Annotated in this window: 18 protein-coding genes; 6 read left to right on the plus strand and 12 right to left on the minus strand. The window is 43.4% G+C overall.

Features of this window, described 5'->3' with window-relative positions; translation table 11 throughout:
- The first annotated feature begins 195 nt into the window (after positions 1-195).
- Entirely contained in the window at positions 196-396 is a 201-nt protein-coding gene (locus C9J01_RS03485; RefSeq protein ID WP_107296703.1) for a hypothetical protein, read from the plus strand.
- Positions 397-490: 94 nt separating this feature from the next.
- Here C9J01_RS03485 and C9J01_RS03490 read toward each other — a convergent pair whose 3' ends face one another.
- Positions 491-1360, minus strand: coding sequence for a VirK/YbjX family protein (locus C9J01_RS03490; RefSeq protein ID WP_107296704.1), 870 nt, complete (start codon positions 1358-1360; stop codon positions 491-493).
- Positions 1361-1576: 216 nt separating this feature from the next.
- On the opposite strand from C9J01_RS03490, the gene C9J01_RS03495 reads away from it, so the two are divergent.
- Positions 1577-2578 (plus strand): helix-turn-helix domain-containing protein, encoded by a 1002-nt coding sequence (locus C9J01_RS03495; RefSeq protein ID WP_107296705.1) that lies wholly within the window; start codon positions 1577-1579, stop codon positions 2576-2578.
- On the opposite strand, the gene C9J01_RS03500 is transcribed toward C9J01_RS03495, so the two are convergent.
- Positions 2575-3618, minus strand: coding sequence for a DUF2955 domain-containing protein (locus tag C9J01_RS03500; RefSeq protein ID WP_107296706.1), 1044 nt, complete (start codon positions 3616-3618; stop codon positions 2575-2577). The genes C9J01_RS03495 and C9J01_RS03500 overlap by 4 nt on opposite strands.
- A gap of 19 nt (positions 3619-3637) precedes the next feature.
- The gene (locus C9J01_RS03505; protein ID WP_107296707.1) at positions 3638-4810 is read right to left on the minus strand and encodes an HlyD family secretion protein; all 1173 of its coding nucleotides are present in this window, start codon (positions 4808-4810) and stop codon (positions 3638-3640) included.
- A gap of 296 nt (positions 4811-5106) precedes the next feature.
- On the opposite strand from C9J01_RS03505, the gene C9J01_RS03510 reads away from it, so the two are divergent.
- Complete coding sequence (locus C9J01_RS03510) at positions 5107-6018, plus strand: GGDEF domain-containing protein (RefSeq protein WP_107296708.1); 912 nt, start codon at positions 5107-5109, stop codon at positions 6016-6018.
- Positions 6019-6485: 467 nt separating this feature from the next.
- On the opposite strand, the gene C9J01_RS03520 is transcribed toward C9J01_RS03510, so the two are convergent.
- The 4 genes from C9J01_RS03520 to C9J01_RS03535 all read right to left on the minus strand — a co-directional run bounded on the left by C9J01_RS03520 (position 6486) and on the right by C9J01_RS03535 (position 14201).
- The gene (locus tag C9J01_RS03520) at positions 6486-10649 is read right to left on the minus strand and encodes a hypothetical protein (protein WP_107296709.1); all 4164 of its coding nucleotides are present in this window, start codon (positions 10647-10649) and stop codon (positions 6486-6488) included.
- A gap of 237 nt (positions 10650-10886) precedes the next feature.
- Positions 10887-12446 carry a methyl-accepting chemotaxis protein gene (locus C9J01_RS03525; RefSeq protein WP_237156853.1) on the minus strand — a complete coding sequence of 520 codons (1560 nt, stop codon included), beginning with the start codon at positions 12444-12446 and terminating at the stop codon, positions 10887-10889.
- Positions 12447-12686: 240 nt separating this feature from the next.
- A complete protein-coding gene (locus tag C9J01_RS03530) occupies positions 12687-13451 on the minus strand; it encodes a metal-dependent hydrolase (RefSeq protein ID WP_107296711.1) in 765 nt (254 codons plus the stop codon).
- A 249-nt stretch (positions 13452-13700) separates the two neighbouring features.
- Entirely contained in the window at positions 13701-14201 is a 501-nt protein-coding gene (locus tag C9J01_RS03535; protein ID WP_107296712.1) for a GNAT family N-acetyltransferase, read from the minus strand.
- 138 nt (positions 14202-14339) lie between these two features.
- Here C9J01_RS03535 and C9J01_RS03540 point away from each other — a divergent pair, with 138 nt between their 5' ends.
- From C9J01_RS03540 to C9J01_RS03550, 3 genes are all read left to right on the plus strand, one after another.
- Entirely contained in the window at positions 14340-15089 is a 750-nt protein-coding gene (locus C9J01_RS03540; protein ID WP_107296713.1) for a helix-turn-helix transcriptional regulator, read from the plus strand.
- A gap of 108 nt (positions 15090-15197) precedes the next feature.
- Entirely contained in the window at positions 15198-17078 is a 1881-nt protein-coding gene (locus tag C9J01_RS03545) for a DUF294 nucleotidyltransferase-like domain-containing protein (RefSeq protein WP_107296714.1), read from the plus strand.
- An 8-nt stretch (positions 17079-17086) separates the two neighbouring features.
- Positions 17087-17830, plus strand: a complete 744-nt coding sequence (locus tag C9J01_RS03550; RefSeq protein WP_107296715.1) for a 3'-5' exonuclease — start codon at positions 17087-17089, stop codon at positions 17828-17830.
- A 64-nt stretch (positions 17831-17894) separates the two neighbouring features.
- On the opposite strand, the gene C9J01_RS03555 is transcribed toward C9J01_RS03550, so the two are convergent.
- The 5 genes from C9J01_RS03555 to C9J01_RS03575 all read right to left on the minus strand — a co-directional run bounded on the left by C9J01_RS03555 (position 17895) and on the right by C9J01_RS03575 (position 22988).
- The gene (locus C9J01_RS03555) at positions 17895-18623 is read right to left on the minus strand and encodes an SDR family NAD(P)-dependent oxidoreductase (RefSeq protein ID WP_107296716.1); all 729 of its coding nucleotides are present in this window, start codon (positions 18621-18623) and stop codon (positions 17895-17897) included.
- 30 nt (positions 18624-18653) lie between these two features.
- Entirely contained in the window at positions 18654-19292 is a 639-nt protein-coding gene (locus tag C9J01_RS03560; protein ID WP_107296717.1) for a 2-dehydro-3-deoxy-6-phosphogalactonate aldolase, read from the minus strand.
- A complete protein-coding gene (locus C9J01_RS03565) occupies positions 19279-20190 on the minus strand; it encodes a 2-dehydro-3-deoxygalactonokinase (RefSeq protein WP_107296718.1) in 912 nt (303 codons plus the stop codon). The genes C9J01_RS03560 and C9J01_RS03565 overlap by 14 nt, the downstream gene beginning before the upstream one ends.
- Positions 20191-21336 (minus strand): mandelate racemase/muconate lactonizing enzyme family protein, encoded by a 1146-nt coding sequence (locus tag C9J01_RS03570; protein ID WP_107296719.1) that lies wholly within the window; start codon positions 21334-21336, stop codon positions 20191-20193. It abuts the gene before it with no gap.
- A gap of 158 nt (positions 21337-21494) precedes the next feature.
- Positions 21495-22988, minus strand: coding sequence for a tripartite tricarboxylate transporter permease (locus C9J01_RS03575; RefSeq protein WP_107296720.1), 1494 nt, complete (start codon positions 22986-22988; stop codon positions 21495-21497).
- Positions 22989-22992 lie beyond the last annotated feature (4 nt).

The raw sequence follows: 22992 nt of genomic DNA on the forward strand, positions 1-22992 counted from the left end.
TAATTAACACAAGTGAATATACAGATTTAGAATTAATAACTATGAAAGCGTGAAAAGCATCACACAGAAACACTATTACTATCCTACCAATATGATATCTTTTTCATATAAGCATAATAGTTACTTCACATTGACGTTATTGGTATCCGCAAACTGACTGATCTTTACAAGTTGTTAAACGGGATGGGGTGATTTATGGATCAAGCGGACAGATTGCGTGAGCTTTTTGATAAAAAAACTCCACGAGAAAAGCTAATTCATTGTCGGGATAGAGTGCGTGAAGCAATCAGGTTAGGCAACCAAGCAGACATTGAGATTTTGATGGCAGAGTTAGAGCAAGCGCAAATTGAATTTGAAAAAAGTAATCTTTACGAAAGTGTTAGTGACACGGGCTAAATTCGCTCATGACTTATAGCAATTAAAGGTGATACATTCTACGAGAATGTATCACCTGCTATCTATTTAGAAATACGAATCGATAGCGCTAGACCTAGTTTATAGAGACTTTATCTAGCTCAAGCTTCAAATCATGGTTTAATTGGTCAAGCCATTGGTATCTTTCTCGATACATTTTACGTTTAGGCCGTTTCACCAATTCGATCTCTTTTCGCTCACTGACTAACGGTAAATGATAATACCACTCATTAAATTCCGTACCACTTTGTTCCTGCCAAAGCTGATCATAATTAAAATTTAGCTTTTTCTTATAACGTGAATCTGCATAAACATGGGCTGTATTTTTCACTGCATAGATTCTTTTGATCCCAAAATAATTCGCAACCATTCTCAATGCTTCGACGACAAACGCTTTAGGCCTAATGCCATAAACCGTTTTGGTGAATCTCTTACTGAAGTTGTCAGTATCTGTACTACCTTGAACCCCGCCCACATAGGCGTTACCTTCATGTACGGTAAACGTGATGACATAACGTTTCTTACCTGAGCTATCACAAAGCGCTAACGTTAACTCACCTTCCCTGCGGTAGCTATCTAGGAAAAGAAACTTGAGTTCAAAACTCTCATCACCGACTTCAAAACGATGTAAGGTCAATCCATGCTGATAAATAGTCTGTCGAGCCGTTGAATTGAAGTGTGAATCTAGCCACTGATGATGATCAACAACAGCCTGGACGGCTTGCATACGCGTTAAACCTGTCCTTAAATAAGGCCGCATTGCTTTAAGAGCGAACTCAGGTTGGTTTCTAAAGACCTGGACACGTTCACCAGTTCTAAAATTTTCATTCAATATCTTTAGCGGTTTGTGGTGAATTACCCCGCGTAAAATATATTTTGCTATACTTTTCGGCTTATTACGACAAGTGACTTTATAAGTACTAAATGCATCACGTATCAAATTCATTGCACACACCAATAAAACAGTATTCTTTTAACGCAGAATAAAGTTCGCACTTTGACGACACAATATTAGCAATGTACCTCTTTGTACTATTCTGTATTCCTCAAGGGCGGTACTACTCTCCTCTCTTAAGCCCGATTACAAATCTCAATTAAACGTTCTTAGCTTAAGAAAAAAGCGTTATAATTTGTTGATTACACATATTGGAATGCGATAAAGATGCAACAAGGTCAATTGGTACCGCTAATCAAAACAGTAAATGCCAGTACGATCATTGCTTTAGTCAAGCATTTCGAAAGTGATATTTATCCATTGTTAAGTGCGGCTGGTATCCCTGATGATATACTGCAGCAGCATCACGAATACCTACCTGAAGCGCCAATAAGAAACCTTTTAGGTATGATGGCCGAGCGCGCTGAACCTGAGTTCTATGGGGGTTTGCTGGTTACTTCTATTCGTGAATACTTCATTCCTAAACTACTAGAACACCTAGATAATCCGGAAAGTATTGGCGATGCTATTGAGCAAATGAGAACAGCAGTGCTGCATGAGTCGCCAACCACTCAGTTAAGCATAGGTTACTTCAATGATACTCCGTGGTTGTGCCGATTTAAGCCAGTCGAAGAGACTGATGGCTATGTCTGGTCAGAAATATTTGCAATTCTGTTCATCATTGAGTTTATTCGCTACGCCAGCAAGCAAGACTGGTCTCCTAGCTATATCGCCATGCAATCCGATGGGGCTGACAAATTAGCGCTGATTCTGAAATCCAACACCACCCATTATTATACCAAGCGCAAGCTCGGTGCCGTTGCATTAAGTAATGACATCCTTGCTCTTCCCTATCACTCTTCTGCTAGGTTTACTGTTTCAAGTCCTTCTAGTGACTCTCCTAGAGAAATCACATATATCGAGTCTATCTATCACGCGCTCGCTCCATACCTATGCAAACAATCTATGACCATTTCTGACGCTGCCAACATTTTAGGAACAACGCCAAGAACACTTCAGCGCAGATTGTCTCAGGAACACACCAGCTTTAAGCACATCAGAGACAACATTATGCTGGCAACAGCCTGTCGCCTAATGGAAAACAAAGACTACTCGTTAACCGACATCGCTGTTGAGTTAGGCTATGCCGATATTGCCCATTTTTCACGAGCATTTAGAAAGCTTACGGGGTTCCCTCCCAAAGACTACCGTAAACAATTTGTCACTTAGCCCGGCAACACCGGGGTACCTGAATCATCACTCACATTGTTCCTTGATTGCCATTTTTCAATCAATGTAGAGACACTGATCATATAAACACTCAATAGGACTAGTTGCCAAATTCGGGTGTAGAAATTGACATCCATTAGCTTCGTGTCACTGGCGACAACAGCACCAAAAATCACCAAAAGCGCTGAAAAGATACCGGCATATATCGGGGCTTTCTCTGGCTGGTTAAATATCTTATTGGCAAAACTCAATGTAAAGAACGCCATCATCGCAACCAAGAACGGGAACCAAGGTACGGTAACTAACAGCTCATAGGCAATGATTGCTAAAAAACCACCCACAATATTGGTCATCAGCAAAAACATGCTCAACTTGACACTTTTAGGTGCAGTTAACTGCAGCGACAAAATACCAACGAAAATCATTGTTAGAATTGCGCCTGTGGTTTGAAAAAAATAGCAAAACGCAATGACCGGAAAACTAATCAACAGTGCTTTGTATGACTCCTTCATCTTCAGTTGTTGTTCCTGACGCACTTGTTCTAGCGTTTTTTCTTCAACCGTTGGTAGCATTGTAGGTTGAGATGGAAACACCCAATGCATTAATCCATAAACAACGACAGCTCCGCCCCCGGCTAGCATTAAGGCCTTACCAACTTCAAGAGCAATAACAGGTTGCATCAAACCCAAATAAGGCAATAACAATGCCGATATCATCAGCATGGTCGCGAAGAAATTCCATTTTTGTTCTTGGAACAAGTAATAAGCCCAAAGCATCAAAATGCCCACAAGAGTCAGCATGATAATTGGGTATTGAGCTAACCCATTTGTCACTAACAAAGCAATGATTACCGTCGCCACCATAGATAAACCGAGTTCCGTCATGACTTGTTTATCCGCGACAGGTTTATCTACTAGAAGCTTGGCAACAAACACTGGCATTACATATGCCAGTGTCCAGTTTAGGCTGTAAGCCAATACCAATGAGAACATCACACCCGTTACATATCGGAGGATATTTCGACTTTGTTCTAAACGCATGCCTCTGCCTCCAAAGGTATTAGCGGATATATGAGAACCAAGTGATCACTCGGATCCAGATTTTTCCGAACACATTCATCAGTGAGCTTTTATCGGTATACATCATGATATCGGCTTGACCGCCAACCCTAAGGCTTCCCTTTGGCATCTGCTCTTCAAAACGAATCATAACCGGGAAGCGCTGCGTCTGACGAAGCCAACCAGACTGGTTAGTCACAGTCGCTAATTGGCCTGTTTGTTGTGCCTGTCCCCAATCAACACCGTAATCAATACTTGTAACTTCTCCAGCAAAAACTTCACCTGGTACATTGTCCAATGCAATCTCAACCTTATCGCCCGGCTTAACATTACCTAGGCTATTTTCACGGTAATAAGCCTCGACCCAACTCTCATCACCAGATACAAAGGTCATCAGAGGCTGGCCTTTATTGGCAAAGATACCTTCATCTAACCTAAAGTTTGTCACTGCGCCAGCAGAAGGCGCCCTGATCACAGTACGTTCAAGATCCAACTGCGCTTTTTGAAGGGCCAGAATGGCGGCTTGAATTTCAGTATTCTCATTTCCCTTCGCACCTAGTTGCTTTTTGGCCTGATCAACAGAAGCTCTCGCTTGATCAACACGGGCACTTGCTTGCGCCAAAGCGGCATGGGTTTTATCCGCATCAGCTTGAGTTACAATCCCCTTTTTCACCATGGCAAACACACGATCCGCCTGACGGCGAACGTTCTGCTGGTTAGCAATTGCATCACTTAACTGTGCTTGTGCCGATTCAACAGATGCGGTCTGAACACCGACTTCCTTACCTGCCTTTTCCAAATCCTCTTCAGCTTGCTTAAGGGCAATAACATAATCCGTTCGATCAAGCTCTATCAATGGCTGACCGGCTTCGACAATATCATTGGGTTCAACGTGCACTTTCGTTACAGGGCCACTCACTAATGGGGCTAATGGCACAATATTGGCTCTTACCCTTGCCATATCCGTTGTCGGAATCACCCGGTCAGAGACGAGATAAAAAATAAACAACCCTGCACAAACTAGCAGTGTAATTAAAGTCGCTCGTCGTGGATCCCGTGCCTGTTCACCACTGTTTTTCTGGCTATCGGTTTCAATATTACTCTCTGTGACTTGATTCTGATTTTGTTGCTCTGTTGTTGTTAGTTCTGCTGTCGCTTTACTTTGCTGGCTCATTACAACCTCATTGTATTCATACAATTAGTTAATAACTTTCAATGCCTGCATTGTAGGTTTTACAGCTAAAGATTCTTATCAATTCGCGCCAGCAAGCACAAATTTGCATTTACGAACTTTATCATTGCAAAAATGATGATAAACCTCTGATTATCTGAATTAACTTGCTTATAAAATGCAATTTAGCTTGAAATTTTGGAATCGGTGTCACATATTGTTTTTATTGATGCTTTTATCAAAGCAGTTGTCGACCCATTTAGGTCTTACCATGGAAGTTTACGGTAGTAGTAGCTTAGATGATTGAATTTCCTCAGATCCATCTTGACCCTGATAACACTTTTGCCTCTGATTTCGGCATTCTGATCCATGACGAATTCAAAATCCTCTATGTCGATGAGAACCTCTGCAACATCATTGGTGTAGGCGAAGTACCTAACGACATGTCTCTGCCTAATTTGTTAAACTTGATTGTCGATATCAACCCTGATCTTGCTCTGGCCCACTATCACCGATTGATGGAAGGTTTAACTCGACCTCGAGTGCAGACATTCAAAGTCACCAAGCCTTCTGGCAAAATCGCTCACGTTCTAGCTGCGGAATCAATTGTGCACTGGAAAGGTGAAATGGCGATTCAATTGGCAATTATTGATATCACTGAAAAGTACAACGACTTTTACCAACTCGAGCAACAAGCATCGATTGACTCACTCTCAGGGCTCACTAACCGGAATCGGTTTGAATCCATACTGAGCAGTGAATTAGCTAAAGCTCAGAAGTACAACTATCCAATCTCATGCCTGTATATCGATATTGATGACTTCAAATTGATCAACGACAGCTATGGTCACCAAGCCGGGGATGAGGTCATCCGGTTATTTTCACAATGCTGTAAATCAAGTATCCGCCAATCTGATTTCATTGGTCGTTGGGGTGGAGAAGAGTTTGTCATTCTCCTTCCCCACACGTCACATCATTTTGCATTGTTACTCGCTGAGCGCTTACGTTGGCGAGTCAGCAAGTTAGATGTTCTTATTCCTGAGGGCGAAATTAATTTCACCATTAGTATTGGTGTTAACACCCTTATTGATGCCACAGCTTTACCGGCAACGGTACTTCACCAAGCTGATCTCGCACTGGCTTACGCCAAACGCCATGGCAAAGATCAAGTTATCTCTTACGAAAAAACAATTATACCCAGTAATAGTTAATCTATAACAATCAAAAAGATAACGAAGATAACAATATAGCTATCCATAGTGCGCTACGTTTTTCGCCCATCGATGGCGCGAATTGATAAATGTATCAAGGTGGTTTTTTCTACACTTCACCTCGTCCGATAAATAACGAGGTTGCAAGTAAAGTGAAAAGTCTTTGGAGTAAAATTAAGTATTTTCTAACTACACCTTACGGTAAAGCTTACCTAGTTTTCATTACCCTCACAAAGTTATATTTGGTATACAAGTGGGCATTGGATCATGTCAGGGATTTCGGTGGTGAGATATTCAATTTCATTGGTGCCTCAGTCAGTTTTGGTGAGTCGATAAGTGCAATTTCCTTCACCGTTCTCTGCGGATATTACACTGTAAAGGCCGTCATCAATATCTTCAAACCATCACCTAGAGAAGCAGCCGCATAGATATGACAAAGAATGGGAGCCTAGTGGCTCCCATTTGCGTTACTCTTTACTTTGTAATTCTAATATATAGCCCCAAACCTCCCCTTCACCTTGTTCAGGAGCTGGGCTACTCCACTCACCGGAGGTATCAACCCAGAAAGATTTGATGGCAAACTGAATACCATCAGACTCAGTAATCGCGAGGATCTCTGAGGAACCGGTGTATTCCGGGTGGGTAATGGTGATATGTACCTGACCGTTTAGCAATTGCCAATTAAACGGGAAATCACCGTCTTGTGGGTCAATAAAAGCACCAGTATGATCAGGACTGAATCGGATCATCTCCCCATCGTCATCCGTAGCTATCCGCCAAGTTGTCTGCTGATCTGCCCCCTTGCCTATCAACATATCTTCAGTGAATCTCAACATCCGATTATCAGTCCATACCAAGCATTGCTGAACAGCATCCTGATACGCTTGTTCTGTCGCATAACTTGCTGGTTGATCGTCAACGTCATTCCAAGGGGTATCACCAACATCACAGACCGCAAGTGTTTGGCCTTGCTCATATTCACGGAACACGAGGCTCCAAATATCACTGTACAGCTCATCGTCTTCTCGATATTGCTCATACACAACAAAGCTACTTTGGTTATCGTAGTATTGCTGATGGGCCAACATCATGAATTCCTCTGCATTATTGATATCAGAGACCATTTGCAAAATACCATCATGGGTAATCTGCCACTCTGTGCCTTCTTCTGAACGCCAATCTCCCGCTCGAATCCAGTTAAATTGACCGCTTTCATGGAACTGATAAGCGCGTGTATCGCCATCACTTCTCACTCTCACAAAAGTCATGCCGCCTAGCGTATCGTTGAAATCACCTTCAATTGGGGTATAGCCACCACAGGTTTCTATGGCTTGATAAAAGTCATCCAAGGTAGCATTCTGCTGGTCTATCGGGCAGCTTGTTATCATTGGTGGATACGTTGTGACTCTTGCAGCCCATATATTGAACCGCTCGCCCCCTTCTTCATCCCATTGGCTATATATTTTAAACCCGACATATTGATCATCACGGCCAGTAATCGCAAAGTAATCAACAGCCCCCCAGTCATAAGTGATCTCAACGACTCCATCGCTATTCACTTGCCAAGTAAACAATGCTGACGTGTCATCAGGGAAAATAACCTGACCACTACCTTGCTCGTAGAAATGCCATTGCTGAAGCTCTTGGCCATTGAACAAGTAATATGACTGTCCAACTACTTCACTTTCTGTCGTTTGCACATAGACACACTGTTCGAGAATATCGGCATAATCACTATATTGCGGTTCATCTATCGGCCCACCAGCATCCCACTCGGTATTCCCAAGGTTACAGATCCTACCGTGTTGAATAATCGCGGCTTCAGCTTCATCTTGTGATAAGTAAAACTCGCCTAGCCAACTGCTCCAAGCGCCAGTTGCCACATCGATGTCATCGGCATTAACCATTGCCCGCCAATATGCATCGTACCAATTCCATGGGTTATCTATATGCGGAATGGAAATCACCAATGCTCCGCTTCTTGTATCATCAACTCGCCAATTTGGCTTAATACCATCGTTGACTAGTTGCAGGGAAACAAGCTGATACTCACCGTCTTGATTTGGGGTTAATAGATCATTGTTCGACACAACATACCACTGCCTTGGCGAGCCCAAGGTGTCATATTGGAATGACTGATCCAGCAACATGCCGTTGTAGTCACTCAAACCAGGAAGAAGATCGGCGCCTATTTCATCCAGACTGTATCCACTACTGCGCAAGCCTTCGACTTTACCGGCTAAATCGATAACCTGCTGTGTTCCCCACTCAGCAAAACGATGGCCTACCCGCAACCCATTGTCACCCAGGATAAACACTTTGTAGTCTTGACCCTCATCAGGCTGTTGGACAGTAAAGTTACTATTAGGGGAATCAAAATACTCAACAGATACAGGCATATGCTCCCAATTTACTGCTTCACTGTATTCTGACTCTGTTATCGCTGTTCTTGTTAAGCTAAAGGAATTAAACATGACCCCATAGGGATTGGCTTCATCTGTCAATTTTCCTTCATTTCCTGATAATAGATAGCGATAACCAGTTACACGCTCAGAGTTAGCTTCTCGATCGTATTCTGTTGTTACTTCATACCAGTAGTTACCTAAGGTATCGGCTTTATCTGGTACAAAGCTATATTGAGCATACTCTTCAAAATACGGTTGCTCAGGTGCTGCCCATATTGGCCTGAAGTGGCTAAAAGTATATTGATGTTCATTGAGTACCGAGAAGCCAATCAAGGTATTAATGACACCGTTAGCTTGCCAATCACGTTTATCCTGATGATCAACAACTATCCCGTTACTATCACTGGTAGTCGCCTCTGCGCGGTAGTTAAGCCCACCATTTTTATCGCCAAACACCCAACCTTGTAACTCGTACTGCTCTAGTACGGTTTGCTTTGTGGCAACATTTTGCTGGCTGGAAGTAGAAACAGTGAGATATTGTACGGCATCAATACCGTCAAGATTCTCAAGGGCAACTTGTGAAGGAATATCAATATCATCAAAGACACGATTACCACCGTTACTGCCGCCTTCTAATGCTGCATCTGACTCATCAATATAACGCCAGAAACTTTCCTGACCGTCAGTGTATGTCCCGATATCTAACGATTGACTTTCATATTGAAACTGACCGTCTAGATTGTAATCGTAATAACCAAAGTTATGTCGCTCAAAACGACCATCTTTGTTATATGTCGCATGACTTTCCCATTCTCCGAACAATATACCTGACTCCGAGTCGGTATAAGTAATGGTCTCAGTCTTACGGACATCCGTGTTGTTTAATGTTTCGATAGTTATATCGTGAATAACATCCAGCGTTTTCGTATCCATCAAAATATCGATAAACATTGGCGAGGTATACACGTTATTTGTGACAACATCCGCTACCGACTTTTCCGGATCGTCGGGATATTCATCACTATTATCACCGATATCATCCCCATCGCTATCTATCCACTCGGTGCTATCTAGTGGAAAGTCATCATCCTCGTCATTTACATTATCGCCGTCATCATCAAGGTCAGCGTTGTTCCCTATTTTGTCGCCATCAGTATCGAGCGACTCACTGTCATCAAAAGGAAAAGCATCGAGCGTATCGTGAACGCCGTCATTATCATCATCGGGATCACTGTTATCCCCGATGGTGTCTGAATCAAAGTCAGCCCACTCTGTTTTGTCATCAGGGAATTTGTCAGCAAGGTTATCACCGTAACCGTCCCCATCTTGATCTGCCCACTCATCGTTGTTATTCGGGAACTTATCGGCTCTGTTATCCCCATAACCATCACCGTCAGTGTCTGCCCATTCAGCGCTGTTATTCGGGAAATCATCTTCTGAATCAGTGACACCGTCACTGTCTGTATCAGCCTCAACTGTCTTATTGTCTTCACTGACTACGCGGTCAAAATCGTAATCATCAGGGAGCGCTTCCCCCCGGTCAGTGATCAATGCGTCACCAACTTGGTTCCCTTCTTCAATAACTTGAGATACAACTCCATCAAGGCTGTTTTCATCCAACTCAGCTTCTGACTCAGGTAATACACCCGCTGTGACAATGGATTTTGCTGACTGTTGGACCAACTTTACAGCAACACTAGAGCCAACTGTCTCTGTGTCTGCATAATCACTGTCTAACAACTCTGGCTCGACACCAAACATCTGCGCCACATCAGTTTTTGCTTCTTCCTGCGTCAACCCTTCTTGGCGCATTTTGAAATCAACCATAGTCGTCAAAGGCGATACCACTGAACTGCCGCTAGGTGCTGACATCACAAAGCTCTTTGATACCGTCATATCAGGGTTATCGAGATCGACCGTTTCATTCTCAATAGCCTTTACCACCACCGGATAAGACTGCGGGTTGTCCACTCCACTGACATCCAAGGTTGCGATGCCGTTATCACTCCTGCCGCTTGGTTCAGTGCCTTCATCAAATTGGTAGTCTTTATCTATATCTAACCAGACAAATGCATTATGGAGATATCCATCTAACGCTTTGACACTCATGGATGTTGTAGGCTCAGGAATTGGCTGTACGACACTGTGATTTCTATCGTCATTACAAGCCGCTATCGTCAATAAGGTGCCTAGCCCTACTGCGACAGCTATTGGATGCCGTTTCATACATGCTTCCTTGTCTATCCTCTACACAATACAGCCCTCGTCATTCTCATTATTCGGTTAAGTTAAGAGCTGTTATTGAGGTTATATGCAGGATAAATTTTGCTCGCATCACCCACACGGGGGATAAAACTCACTAGATGCATTAAATATTAAAACGGCTTGATATAGCTCAATAAACAAACAGGCATAAAAAAAGGAAGCCAATGCTTCCTTTAATTTTGAAATTATACTCACACGCTAATATCGGAAAAATGCCAGCTGCTTGCGCTGCTGCTCAGCCAATTGTGATAACTCTTCGCTAGCACTTGCACTCTGGCTAATGCCCACCACATTTTGGTTAACAAGCTCAGACATATTGACCACGTTCTTATTGATATCTTGCGTCACCATCGACTGTTGCTCAGCCGCTGTTGCAACCTCGGTATTCATATCGCCGATAGTGGTAATGGCATCAGTAATCCCTTCAAACACTTCATTAGCTAGGCTAGTTAACTCTTCTGACTCTTTCAGCATCTGCAATGATTGCTGCATCCCATCGTTGGCATTTGCTGACTGACGTTGGAGATCTTCAATGATCGCTTGGATCTCTTGAGTCGATTCTTGGGTACGGGCGGCCAGCATGCGTACTTCATCGGCAACGACAGCAAAACCTCGACCAGACTCACCGGCACGGGCTGCTTCAATCGCCGCATTCAAAGCAAGAAGGTTGGTCTGCTCAGAAATAGCCTGAATCACTTCAATGACCTTACTCACTTGATCCGATTGCTCTCGCAAGTGCATCACAACATCGGCCGCTTCTGACATTTTCTCAGAGGTAACCTGATTAGATTGCTCACTTTGAGTAAAGACATTTCGGCCTTCATCGACCATTCTTTGGCTTTGTTTCGCGCAAGAATCTGCATCCTGAGCATTAGTGCTAACGTTATCAGCTGTGCTTGAAAGTTCATTAACCGCCGAAGCAACTTGCTCAATCTCTGCCATTTCTTGTTGAGCATTTGCTTGCGAACTATTCATTACCTCAGCCAGTTCCGTCGATGCTGCCGCCACTTCTTCACTAATACGGTTCAAGTGAGAAATCGTATCTTGCATCTTTTCCAGCGTATTATTCAAATCTCGGCTAAGTTCCCCAATTTCATTTGAACCTAAGACATGAACACGGCCAGTCAAATTGCCTAAAGAAAGCTGTTTGAGGACTTCACGTACTTCAAGAATAGGTTTAACCATACGGCCTGAAACCAGCCACGCTATCACTAATCCACTAACAACCATAACAGCCATAATTAGCATGACGCTCTGCATCATTTGGCGGTATTCTGCTTCAACGGCTGCAATTTCTTGCTCGACATAGCGGTCAATGGCGATAGTTAATTCATCAATCGATTGAATTAATTCGCTACCTACAACCCTGAAGTTAGACGCTAGCATTTCTGATTCTTGCATCGTGACACCAATGCTATTTTTGCGAGCAACAAATGGCTTTAGATCACTATTTAAAAAGCGCTCATAGTTAGCCATTTTCTCTTTCACTGCATTTATATTCCGTGTAAGAGCCGGTGTTTGTGAAAGTTGGTCAAGTAATACCCGGTTAGCATCAAACCCTTGTTTTACTGCTGTATCCAAGTTATTGAAAGCGGATGGGTCATAGAGCGCATAAATTGCGCTGACACGCGCAGCGAAACTGTTTTCAAGTATTTGTTGAGACGCTGTTTTTTGCTGTAAAGCTGAAAAAGTCGTTTGACTGGTTTGCGCACGCTGGGCACGAGATTCCTTTGTCACTACAGCAAATGCAATGGCCATAATCACGCAGATGAGTAAAACTGGAACAAGTACCTGCTTCCGTACAGATATATTATTAATATTTAATAGCATGAGAAAGAATAAAAAATAAATCGTAATAAGAATGCAACTTTAACATGAATTTTCACTCTTATTTTGATTTTTATCAATACGTTTACACCGTAAATTTTATGACAGCCACCGTCAAAAAAACGTCTCAGCATAAACGAAAAAAGCGGTGTTATCACACCGCTTTTCACCCTAACCTTCTTTCGAGTTTTGGCTCATCGCCTCTCTTGTAGAGGTAATCACAGCATCAAAAAAGTGCATTACCTCATCACGATTTAACCACTCTGGTTTGAATCGAAACTCACTCCAATTACTCACCTGGTTCCATGTATTATCTATCGAAGGGCCATGGAGATATAAAATAGCGATCAACAAACAGTGGAAAGCGCTAATAAAAGGGTTTTTCGGTGAAAAAACCTTCAGTGCTGAGCCAAAAGAGAGTTTCAACCGGCGGTTGGCTAAATCAACGCTGTAAGCTTCATCAAGAAGCAAATGTACAACCCCGCCAAAGAAGAGGAAGGCGCCGGATAGCCAAGCTGTCACATCACTGTAGCCCAGTAAGTATACAAGCCATACAGTGAGTAGCCCCGAAGCCGCAATAAAGGCCAGGGAGTGACAGCACCCTCGATGGACTGTAATTTTCTCTAATAATGATTTGAAGTTATACCGGATCGTCAAATAACAAAATGTACTGTATACAACCAGCTCAAGCATCGACACCAATTGATAGATATGGCCGACAAAACTGAAAGTAATTAAACCACCAAATAGCCGGAATAATGTAGTCATCGACGTCGAGTTGTCTGAGTCGATATCCGGCAATAAACCGCCAATCGTACCAAGTAGCATTAACCATAATGCGGTGATCGGTACAATATGCCCTGCAGATAACAGGGCCGTAGCCGCTAAACTACTCGTTAATGCGGCTGTTCCAAGATGTGTGTTGAAATTAGCCACTGTAATCACATATACAAGACAGTTTCACATCCAAAATTTCAGGCACCATTTGCCTTCGTTCTTAATTGTAATCTTAGTGTGTAACTGCCGTTGTCTCGTTAACTGGATAAATAACCAGTATACCGTATTACATTACGATAACTGTACTAAAATACAGTATTTTGACAACAATCCTGCTTGCGTGATCATTTTTTAGTCGCTTCTGACATCAGATTGACATATATCTCAATATCCATCTGCCCATCATGCTCAGAGATCAAGAGCTAACTGGTAAAAAGCTAGATCCAACCACCGTTCGAATTTATATCCTGCGCTTTTAATAATGCCGACTTCTTCAAAGCCAAATTTCTGGTGTAACCGCAAGCTAGCAATATTTTCTAGATCTATTGCACCGATTAATGAGCGGTAACCTTGGCGAGAAGCCAACACAATGAGCGTTTTCATCAACTCCATTGCCACCCCTTTGCCGCGGTAGTCACCGGAAACATAAATACTGTGCTCAACGGTGAACTGAAAAGCAGGTTGCTCCCTGAACTTACCAAACGAAGCGAAGCCCATTAACCTGCCATCTTCATCAAAAGCTCCAATCACGGGATAATCGCCTTGCCTTTTTGACTCGAACCATTGTTCCATAACGGCCATAGTTCGGGGTTCGTACTCATACAGCGCCGTTGTATTCAAAATAGCATCATTAAAGATATCTAGCATCTCACCAGCATGTCGTGCATAAGAGCAATATGTTATGTGCATATAATCCTTTCTTAACTTGTTGCCACACCTTAAACCGTACACATATACCGATCGGGTTCACAAGATGCACGCTTTTTTTTTGTAATCAGTATCGTTATTGTCAAAATTCATTATAAGACTTAACGGATTAGGTTTGATATGAGTTTAGCTGGCCTATGGGTGAGGAAATTAATAGAAGCGGGTCAATCTCCTTCTGATATAAACCTCGTACTGGCTGAAATATGCCATGCTATCGAGGCCGATGTTGGCGTACTATTTTTAGGTCCCTCCCCGAGATTTGGACCTGGGCATACCTTCTATTGCGGCATCGAAGATGCTCTACTCGATTTTTACCACCGCCACTCTGAAAATGATGCTTACCTCCAGCACTACTCTACACACCATTTTCAGGGGAAAATGGTTCCTCTTCAATCCATGTTGCCCCTCAAAAAAATTGACGATGACTGGTTTAGAGAAGTGATGCTCCCCACTCTTTCAGTTAAGTTTTCGATTAGTGGATATAGCTTTATAAGCAAACAAGAAGTACAGGTACTTACATTTCATCGCTACTCATCCCCTTTCCCACCAAATTGCCAAGTTCAACTACAACAGTTTATGGGTGAACTTATTCCGTGGTCACAGTTTTATCTATCAACTCAAAAGCTCATTGACCAATTTGGTTCAACGCCCCTGCATCACGGAAGTATACAATTACCGAAAAACTTAACCCCAGCAGAGCGGCAAGTCATTCATTTATTATCTCAAGGTTGCGATGGTAGTGAGATCACCCAGCTTAGAGGGGTCTCCAAAGAGACAACAAAATCGCAGATAAAAAGCATACTTCACAAATTAGACTGTAAACACCAAAACCACCTACTGCATAAACTCTATACCGAGTTAGTAATCTAGTCATTGTTTTTCAGTCATATAGTGAAAAACCCCACCGCCTAGCACAAGCAATCTTGATTGAATTAGGTATACTAGTATCCATTCTCCATAAGCATTGCGGATCAAAAGATGGAAGCTGAACAGCTGGAAATTCTCAACTTTATCAGTCAATACCTCCCTTTTAAGGTACTCCCGGAAGAGTCGTTAAAAGAAATCGCCCTCAATATTGAAGTTGCCTATTACCGTGCTGACTCAATGATCCTCAATTTTGGCGATGAAATTCATGATCTCTACCTCATTAGAAGTGGTGCTGTTGAAATCTACCGCCGTAAGGGAGAACTGTATAATCGGATAGACGAAGGTGATCTGTTTGGGCAAATGGGCCTGTTGATGAACAACAAGGTAAGGATGCCAGCCCGAGCCATCGAGGACACCTTGGTCTATTGCATCCCTGAAGATATCTTTAACAAGCTTTGCGATGAATTCGATACTTTTGCTGATTTTGTCGAATTGGAAGATAGCGCAAGATTGCGTAATGTCGTATCTACCCAAGCCGAAGAAAACGACCTAACAACATCGAAAGTCCGCACTTTACTTTCTCGTGACCCTGTAACTATCAGCCGGGATGAAAGTATTCAAACCGCTGCTATAACCATGGCAGAAGAAAATATCTCGGCAATGTTAATCGTTGAACCCAATGAAGACAGTGATGATGATGATTATGACCCACTAGTCGGTATTATTACCGATCGAGATCTTTGCTCTCGTGTAATTGCCAAAGGTCTAGATACCTCGACGCCTGTCTCTGAGGTAATGAGTACCGAGCTTATTTCGCTCGATTACAATGCCTATGTCTTCGAAGCGATGCTGACGATGCTCAGGTACAATGTTCATCACCTTCCGGTGCTAAGAAACAAAAATCCAATTGGCATCATCGGTTTGACCGACATCGTCCGTTACGAGTCCCAAAACAGCCTGTTGTTGGTAAGCACCATTTTCCAGCAACAGTCTGTTGAAGAACTTCAGGTTGTGTCTGAAGAGGTCAAGCATTGCTTCGTTCGAATGGTCAACGAAGACGCCAATGCCCATATGATTGGTAGTGCCCTTTCGGTGATAGGACGTAGTTTCAAGCAACGCCTTGCAGAATTAGCCCTAGAGGAATTAGGGCCTGCCCCTATTCCATTCTGCCTAATGGCAATGGGTTCAATGGCCCGAGATGAACAGCTCATTGTTACTGATCAGGACAATGCCTTGATCCTAGACGATAGCTACGACGAAAAACTTCACGGTGAATACTTCGAGAAATTCGCCAAGTTTATCTGTGACGGACTAGCGGCTTGTGGTTACAGTTACTGTACCGGTGATATTATGGCAACTAACCCCGAGTGGCGTAAAACCCGTTCACAGTGGGAAGAGTGCTTCGCCGAATGGATCGACAATCCAAAGCCACAAGCTCTGCTCAATAGCTCAATCTTCTTCGATTTGTCTGGAGTCTGTGGCCGTGAGAAATGGGCCGAGCAACTCAACAGCTATGTCGTGCGCCGGGCCCGCAAAAACAACCGCTTCTTGGCTTGCCTTGCCCGCAATGCTATAAGCCGCACGCCGCCGCTTGGGTTCTTCAAAGATTTCGTGATGGAAAAAGATGGCAGGCACAACAACTCGATAAACCTGAAACGTCGTGGTACAGCCCCGCTGGCTGACTTAATTCGTGTACACGCTTTGGCAATAGGTTCCCGCTCGCAAAACTCCTTTGAGCGTCTTGATGATGTGATTGAAGCAGGGATCTTACCCAAAGGCCGAGGCCAAGACTTACGTGACGCCATGGAATTGATTTACATGGTTCGTATTCGCCACCAGGCATTAGATATAGAAGCAGGAATTGAAGCGGATAACAGTATCGAGCCGGAAAACATGTCAGACTTTGAGCGCCGTAACCTCAAAGCGGCATTCCAAATCTTGAGCAACGCGCAAAACTTTATTAAATTCCGCTACCAAGGTAACCGTCGTTAATAAGTAGTATGACAGTTAATAAACCCAAACAGCATCGCCAACTGTTGAATACCCGCAGTACTCCAGATTGGCCAACGTTTTTCCAAACACTGCACGACAAAGCCAATGATGAGAGGTTAAAAAGCTTCTATTCCGCGCCTATGGTAAGTGGCGATACTCCGCTCAGTGAGGTGCCGTTCGTAGCACTAGACTTCGAAACAACAGGGCTTGACCCTAAAAAAGATGAAATCATCAGTATTGGGCTCGTTCCTTTCACCCTGCAACGCATCCGTTGTCGTGAATCCGCGCAATGGACTGTGAATCCTCACCGTCCACTTAATGAAGAGTCAGTCATTATCCATGGTATTACTGACTCCGAAGTAGAAAACGCCCCTGATTTGCTGAAGATCCTCGAACGTGTACTAAAAGCACTAGCAGGCAAAATCGTTGTTGTTCACTATCAGAAAATTGAACGTGAGTTCATGAACCAAGCGCTGCTCAGCCGATTAGAAGAAGGCATACATTTTCCGGTTGTTGATACCATGGCGATTGAGATGGCAATTCAACAACGTCATTTTGGCGGGTTTATCAACCGTCTAAAAGGGAAACGTCCTGGCTCAGTGCGACTTGCACGTTGTCGACAACGCTATGGGTTACCGGATTATCCCCCCCATCACGCCATGACGGATGCTCTTGCAACAGCTGAGTTGTTGCAAGCACAAATTGCTTACCACTTTTCTCCGGATACACCGGTCTCAGAAATCTGGTTGTAGACGCTAAGAGTAATAAAAAAACGCCGTCATGATGACGGCGTTTTTTTATCGATGATTGACTCTGTTAACGAACAAACAGCCCGCCATTTATATCGATGCTTTCTCCATTGATGAAGTCATTTTCGATACAGAAGTGAATCGCATCGGCGATATTGCTCGCTTTTCCGTTACGTTGCAGCGGGTTGTTCTCGGCCCATGTTTTCATCTGTTCATCAGTCGACACCTTATCGTGGAAAGGCGTTTCTATAACTCCGGGGGAGACAGAGTTTACTCTTATATGAGGAGCCAACTCCCTACAAGCACCACGAGTAAAGGTGTCAACGGCACCCTTAGCAGCCCCATACAATGTCGCTGTTGGCCCACCATGGCGAACAACAATAGATGTCACATTGACAATACAGGCTTTATTGCTGTTTTTGAGAAACGGTACGGAAAGCGATGTTACTTTGAACAAAGAAAATGTGTTTAAGTTGAACACATCCAGCATCGTATCCCAGGTGAGTTCATCCACCCCCTGCCTTTGCACCATTCCTCCTGCATTATTAACGACAGCATCAAGCGTATCAGTCACCTCGCCTATCTCTTCAAACAACTTGATACACGCCGCTTCACTGGTTAAGTTTGCCTGAAATAGCTGAACTTTGGCACCACGATTCTCTAGCTCTACTGCTAAGTCCTCGGCTTTGCCTTTTGAACGGTTGTAAACCAAAAACAACTCATTGCCTTTCGCTAGTTTTCGGGCAGTCTCCGCGCCAATCCCAGTACTCGCACCAGTGATTAAGTATTTTGCCATCTTTTTATCTCCGTATTTTGGCTCGCTCAATTAGCCCTTAGCTGATTCGAAAGCTTGTTTAAATTGTTTTGCGTTTGCTCTAATTTCATCGTCGGTTAAACCTGGCTTATATAACGAGGCGCCCAAACCGAATCCATTGGCACCCGCATCCAGGTAAGGTTTCATGCTTTCTTCAGTCGGGCATATACCTCCAACTGGTAGGCAAATCGTCTCTTTAGGTAGCACTGACTTTAACGCCTTAAAGCCAACCAGCCCCAAGCTTTGAATAGGGAACAATTTAAGGCCAGTTGCACCAGCAGCAAGTGCCGCAAAAGCTTCTGTTGGTGTCGCTACACCAGGGAAAGTCACGCAGTTAGCAGCGACTGATAACTCGACCACCTCTTGGTTGAAGTTTGGTGTCACTATCAAATTTGCTCCAGTTTCTATCACTGCACGGGCTTTATCGAGCGATGTCACTGTGCCTGCACCAATCAAATAATCACTACCGAAATGTTTTACCAAAACCTCAATGCTGGTAAGCGCATCTGGAGAGTTCAGCGGGACTTCGATCATGGTGAAGCCTTCTTCAATCAAGATCTTAGTAATGCGGACACAGTTACTTGGTTCAAGCCCACGAAGTATTGCAACCAAAGGAAGCTCAGCTGCAAGATCAAAACTACGCATAGTCATTATTCATCGCCTCTTTAATTTTCAGCATTCCGGCAAGGAAACTCTCATCGCCACTTATATGCTCACTGGTTTTGTTAAGTAATTGGCAGGTTCTTTCATATCGCATACATAGCGATTTGCTGCCGATAAGGTAAATATGCTGCGTATTCAGTTCTCTTATCTCATTGCCGATAAGCAACCCTGACAGGTACTCGTGTACCTCCGAATCATCTAATAGGCCAAACAGTCGGTGGGTACGAGCCTTGAATATCTGGTTGGTTAAGTTCCCAGCCTCACTTTCCAATATCCCGCGCTCGAACGCAGCCTTGGACGGATATTGCTCTGGAAGCCCTCGTCCTAAAATGGTGTGGTCGGATAAGGCGGAAAATAGCTCACCCGTCATATAGGTTTTAAAGGAAGACAGCGTATTATCTTTGAGTTGTAAGTGTTTACAGTGCGTTCCTGGAAAAGCAGCCTCAATGGTTGATTTGCCGGTAATTTCAAGCAAGCCGAATAACTGTACTTCCTCGCCACGCATCACATCGTAACTACCACTTTCATCACAATGGCTTATTCCTGGAATAATTGTCGCTTCAGCGCCCCATGGCAGAGTAAATTGATGCGTATTTGTTGCTAAATTTTCTAATTTAACTGGAGTACTAACATAAGGAACATTCACCCACCCTTGGGCAGAACCAACCATCCCCGCCATATAAATAGGTAGATGTTCAAACTCGCCCAACCAATCACTTAATACCACCTCAAGTTGGCCAGCGAAGTTACCATCTTGCACTTGCAGCAAGCCAAGCTTATGCTCAACTCTATCCACTAATTCACCACCTTCACTCATGGCAAAGGCACGAAAATTAGTGGTCCCCCAGTCTAAAATTATCCAGTCTATCGTTCTGTTATTATTCATTTAATTAACCTTGTATTGATAGATAACATCCGGATTTACATCAACACCAATACCCGGCTTAGTCGAAATTTGCACTTTCCCGTTCTCCATTTGGATACCATCAAAAATAAGATCCTTGCGGAACGGGTGTGAAGATTGATCAAACTCCAACATGGGCTGCTGTGGATTAAGCGAAAGAGGTGAACTCGGTATTGATGCGATAAATTGCAATGAGGCTGCAATACCAATCCCCGATCCCCAAACGTGTGGGATCATATTGATATGGTTGGCTTGTGCCATAGCAGCGATTTTCTTGCACTCGGTAAAACCACCTGAGGAGCACAAATCTGGTTGGATAATGTCTAGAGCACGACTTTCCAGCCACGGGCGATAGCCCATTTTGCCAAAGATCTGCTCTCCTGCCGCGATAGGTGTTTTCGACATCGTTTTTATCTCTTGATATCCACCAATATCTTCAGGCGCAAGCAGCTCTTCCAAGAAGAACAAATTGAATTCTTCTGTCTCTTTGATGATGCGGCGAGCTGTTGAGGCATTATATGCACCATTGGCATCAGCCATAATTCGAACATTAATTCCTACCGCTTCTCGTATTGAACGAATTAGCTTAATGTCTTCATCAACACCGAAACCAATCTTTAATTTAAATGCAGTAAAACCCGCTTCGATATATCGGAAAGCTTCATCGACAGAGTCATTAGGGTAATGGCCATCAGCAACTCGATAAAAACCAGTTGCGTAAGGCGTCACTTCTTTTCTAAACGCCCCACCGATAAGCTGATGAATAGGTTTTTTCAGACTCTTACCGATAACATCCCACAACGCGATATCAACACCACTAATTGCATTAACTGCTGCACCAGCTTGGCCGAAAGGTCTTGTCGTGTTGTACATTTCCTCCCAAAGAACTTCGACGTCAAAAGGACTGCGGCCAAGTAATAATGGTTTAAAGGTGTGCTCTACAATTGAAGCTGCAATTTGCGGACTTTGTAAGCCATGGCAAAGCGCTTCACCATAACCAGTAACCCCTTCATCAGTGATGACTTCAATTATCATTGCACTTCGATTGTGTACCCACCCTTGAGAAAAATAAAAAGGCGTATCTAAAGGTACGGAAATAGCATGTGGTTTAACATCAATAATCTTCATAACCTAACCTTGCTTAAAACTTAAAATAGCGTTTGATGAGAACAACAAAACCCCGCGGTTTAGCTTGCCATGAAGCTAAACCACCTAAACATTGACTATGTGCTTGGTAATGGTCCTAGATAATTAACTAGGCTTTAATTTCTATATAGCGATAAAAATTAATATTGCTCTCCATGAGTATGCTGACCTTTAGATGCAAACTTTTTCTTTATTAATGGTGAGAACAAGGAAACCAAAATAAGAATAAAGAAAACCCAACAGATTCCTGTCGATAAGAATGTACTTGCATCACCTCGCGACATAAGTAGTGCTCGACGGAAGTTGCTCTCTGCCATAGGTCCAAGGATTAAGCCAAGAATAACGGGTGACGATGATATTTCCAGCTTCTGGAAAAAATAACCAAGAAATCCGAAGAACAGCATAACAACAACATCAAACATGTTGTTGGCTAAAGCATAAGAGCCAACAAAACAGAGCAAGAAAATAATCGGTACGAGCGCAGCTTTAGGTACAGACAACACTTTGGTAAAAATACGTACACTGTTCAAGCCAAGCACTAGCATACAAACGTTAGCGATAAGCAAGCCAATAAATATTGCATAGACAGTCGGTGCATCATTCGCAAATAACAGTGGACCAGGTTGTAAACCTTGTACTGTTAACGCGCCAATCATAATGGCGGCTACGGCATCCCCCGGAACACCTAAGGTCAGCATAGGGATCAATGCCCCACCCGTTACCCCATTATTGGCTGCTTCTGGTGCAGATATTGCCTCAGGGACACCAGTACCAAACTTTTCAGGATGCTTAGAAATACTCTTCGCTTGACCATAGGAAATAAACGAAGCGATGTCTGCACCGACGCCTGGGATAGAGCCAATAAACGCGCCTAATGAACCGAAAGGAATACTGTTTTTGATAATGACACCCCAGTCAGAGCGTCGTGGAATAACATGGGTGATCTTGCCCGTTGACTTTGGCTTTTTCAGTATGTCTTCTACCCCAATCAATGCTTGGCTCATCGCAAATAGACCAATCATTACAGGGATAAAATTAATGCCGCTGTAAAGGTTCATATAGTCAAAGGTAAAGCGCATATTGCCCGTGATGTCATCGATACCTATCGTGGCAAGTAAAATACCAAGCCCACCGCTGAGTAATCCTATCAGCAAAGATTTACCGGATATCGAAGAGATAATGCACAAACCAAACATGGCCAGCATAAAGAATTCAGGGGCGCTGAACTTGAGAGCAAACTTCGCCAATATCGGAGAGATTAAAATCAAAAATATGCAGCTAATTAAACCACCAAGAAACGAACTTGTCGTTGAAATACCTAGCGCTCTTCCCGCCTCACCTTTGCAGGCCATTTTATAGCCATCCAAAGCGGTAGCTGCAGAGGCTGGTGTTCCTGGGGTATTTAGTAAAATAGCCGCCATTGAACCACCGTAGACTGCACCAACATACACACCAATCAGCAACAATATACTAGGTACTGCATCCATTCCGAATGTCAGTGGCAATACCAGAGCAACACCCATTGTTGTGGTCAGTCCAGGTAAGCACCCTATACACATCCCACCAGCAACGCCAAGTATTATATATAAGATAATAGATGGTTGCAGAACCAAATTTAACGCTTCAGCTAACATCATT

The sequence above is a fragment of the Photobacterium rosenbergii genome (assembly GCF_003026455.1).
Taxonomy (GTDB): Bacteria; Pseudomonadota; Gammaproteobacteria; order Enterobacterales; family Vibrionaceae; genus Photobacterium; species Photobacterium rosenbergii.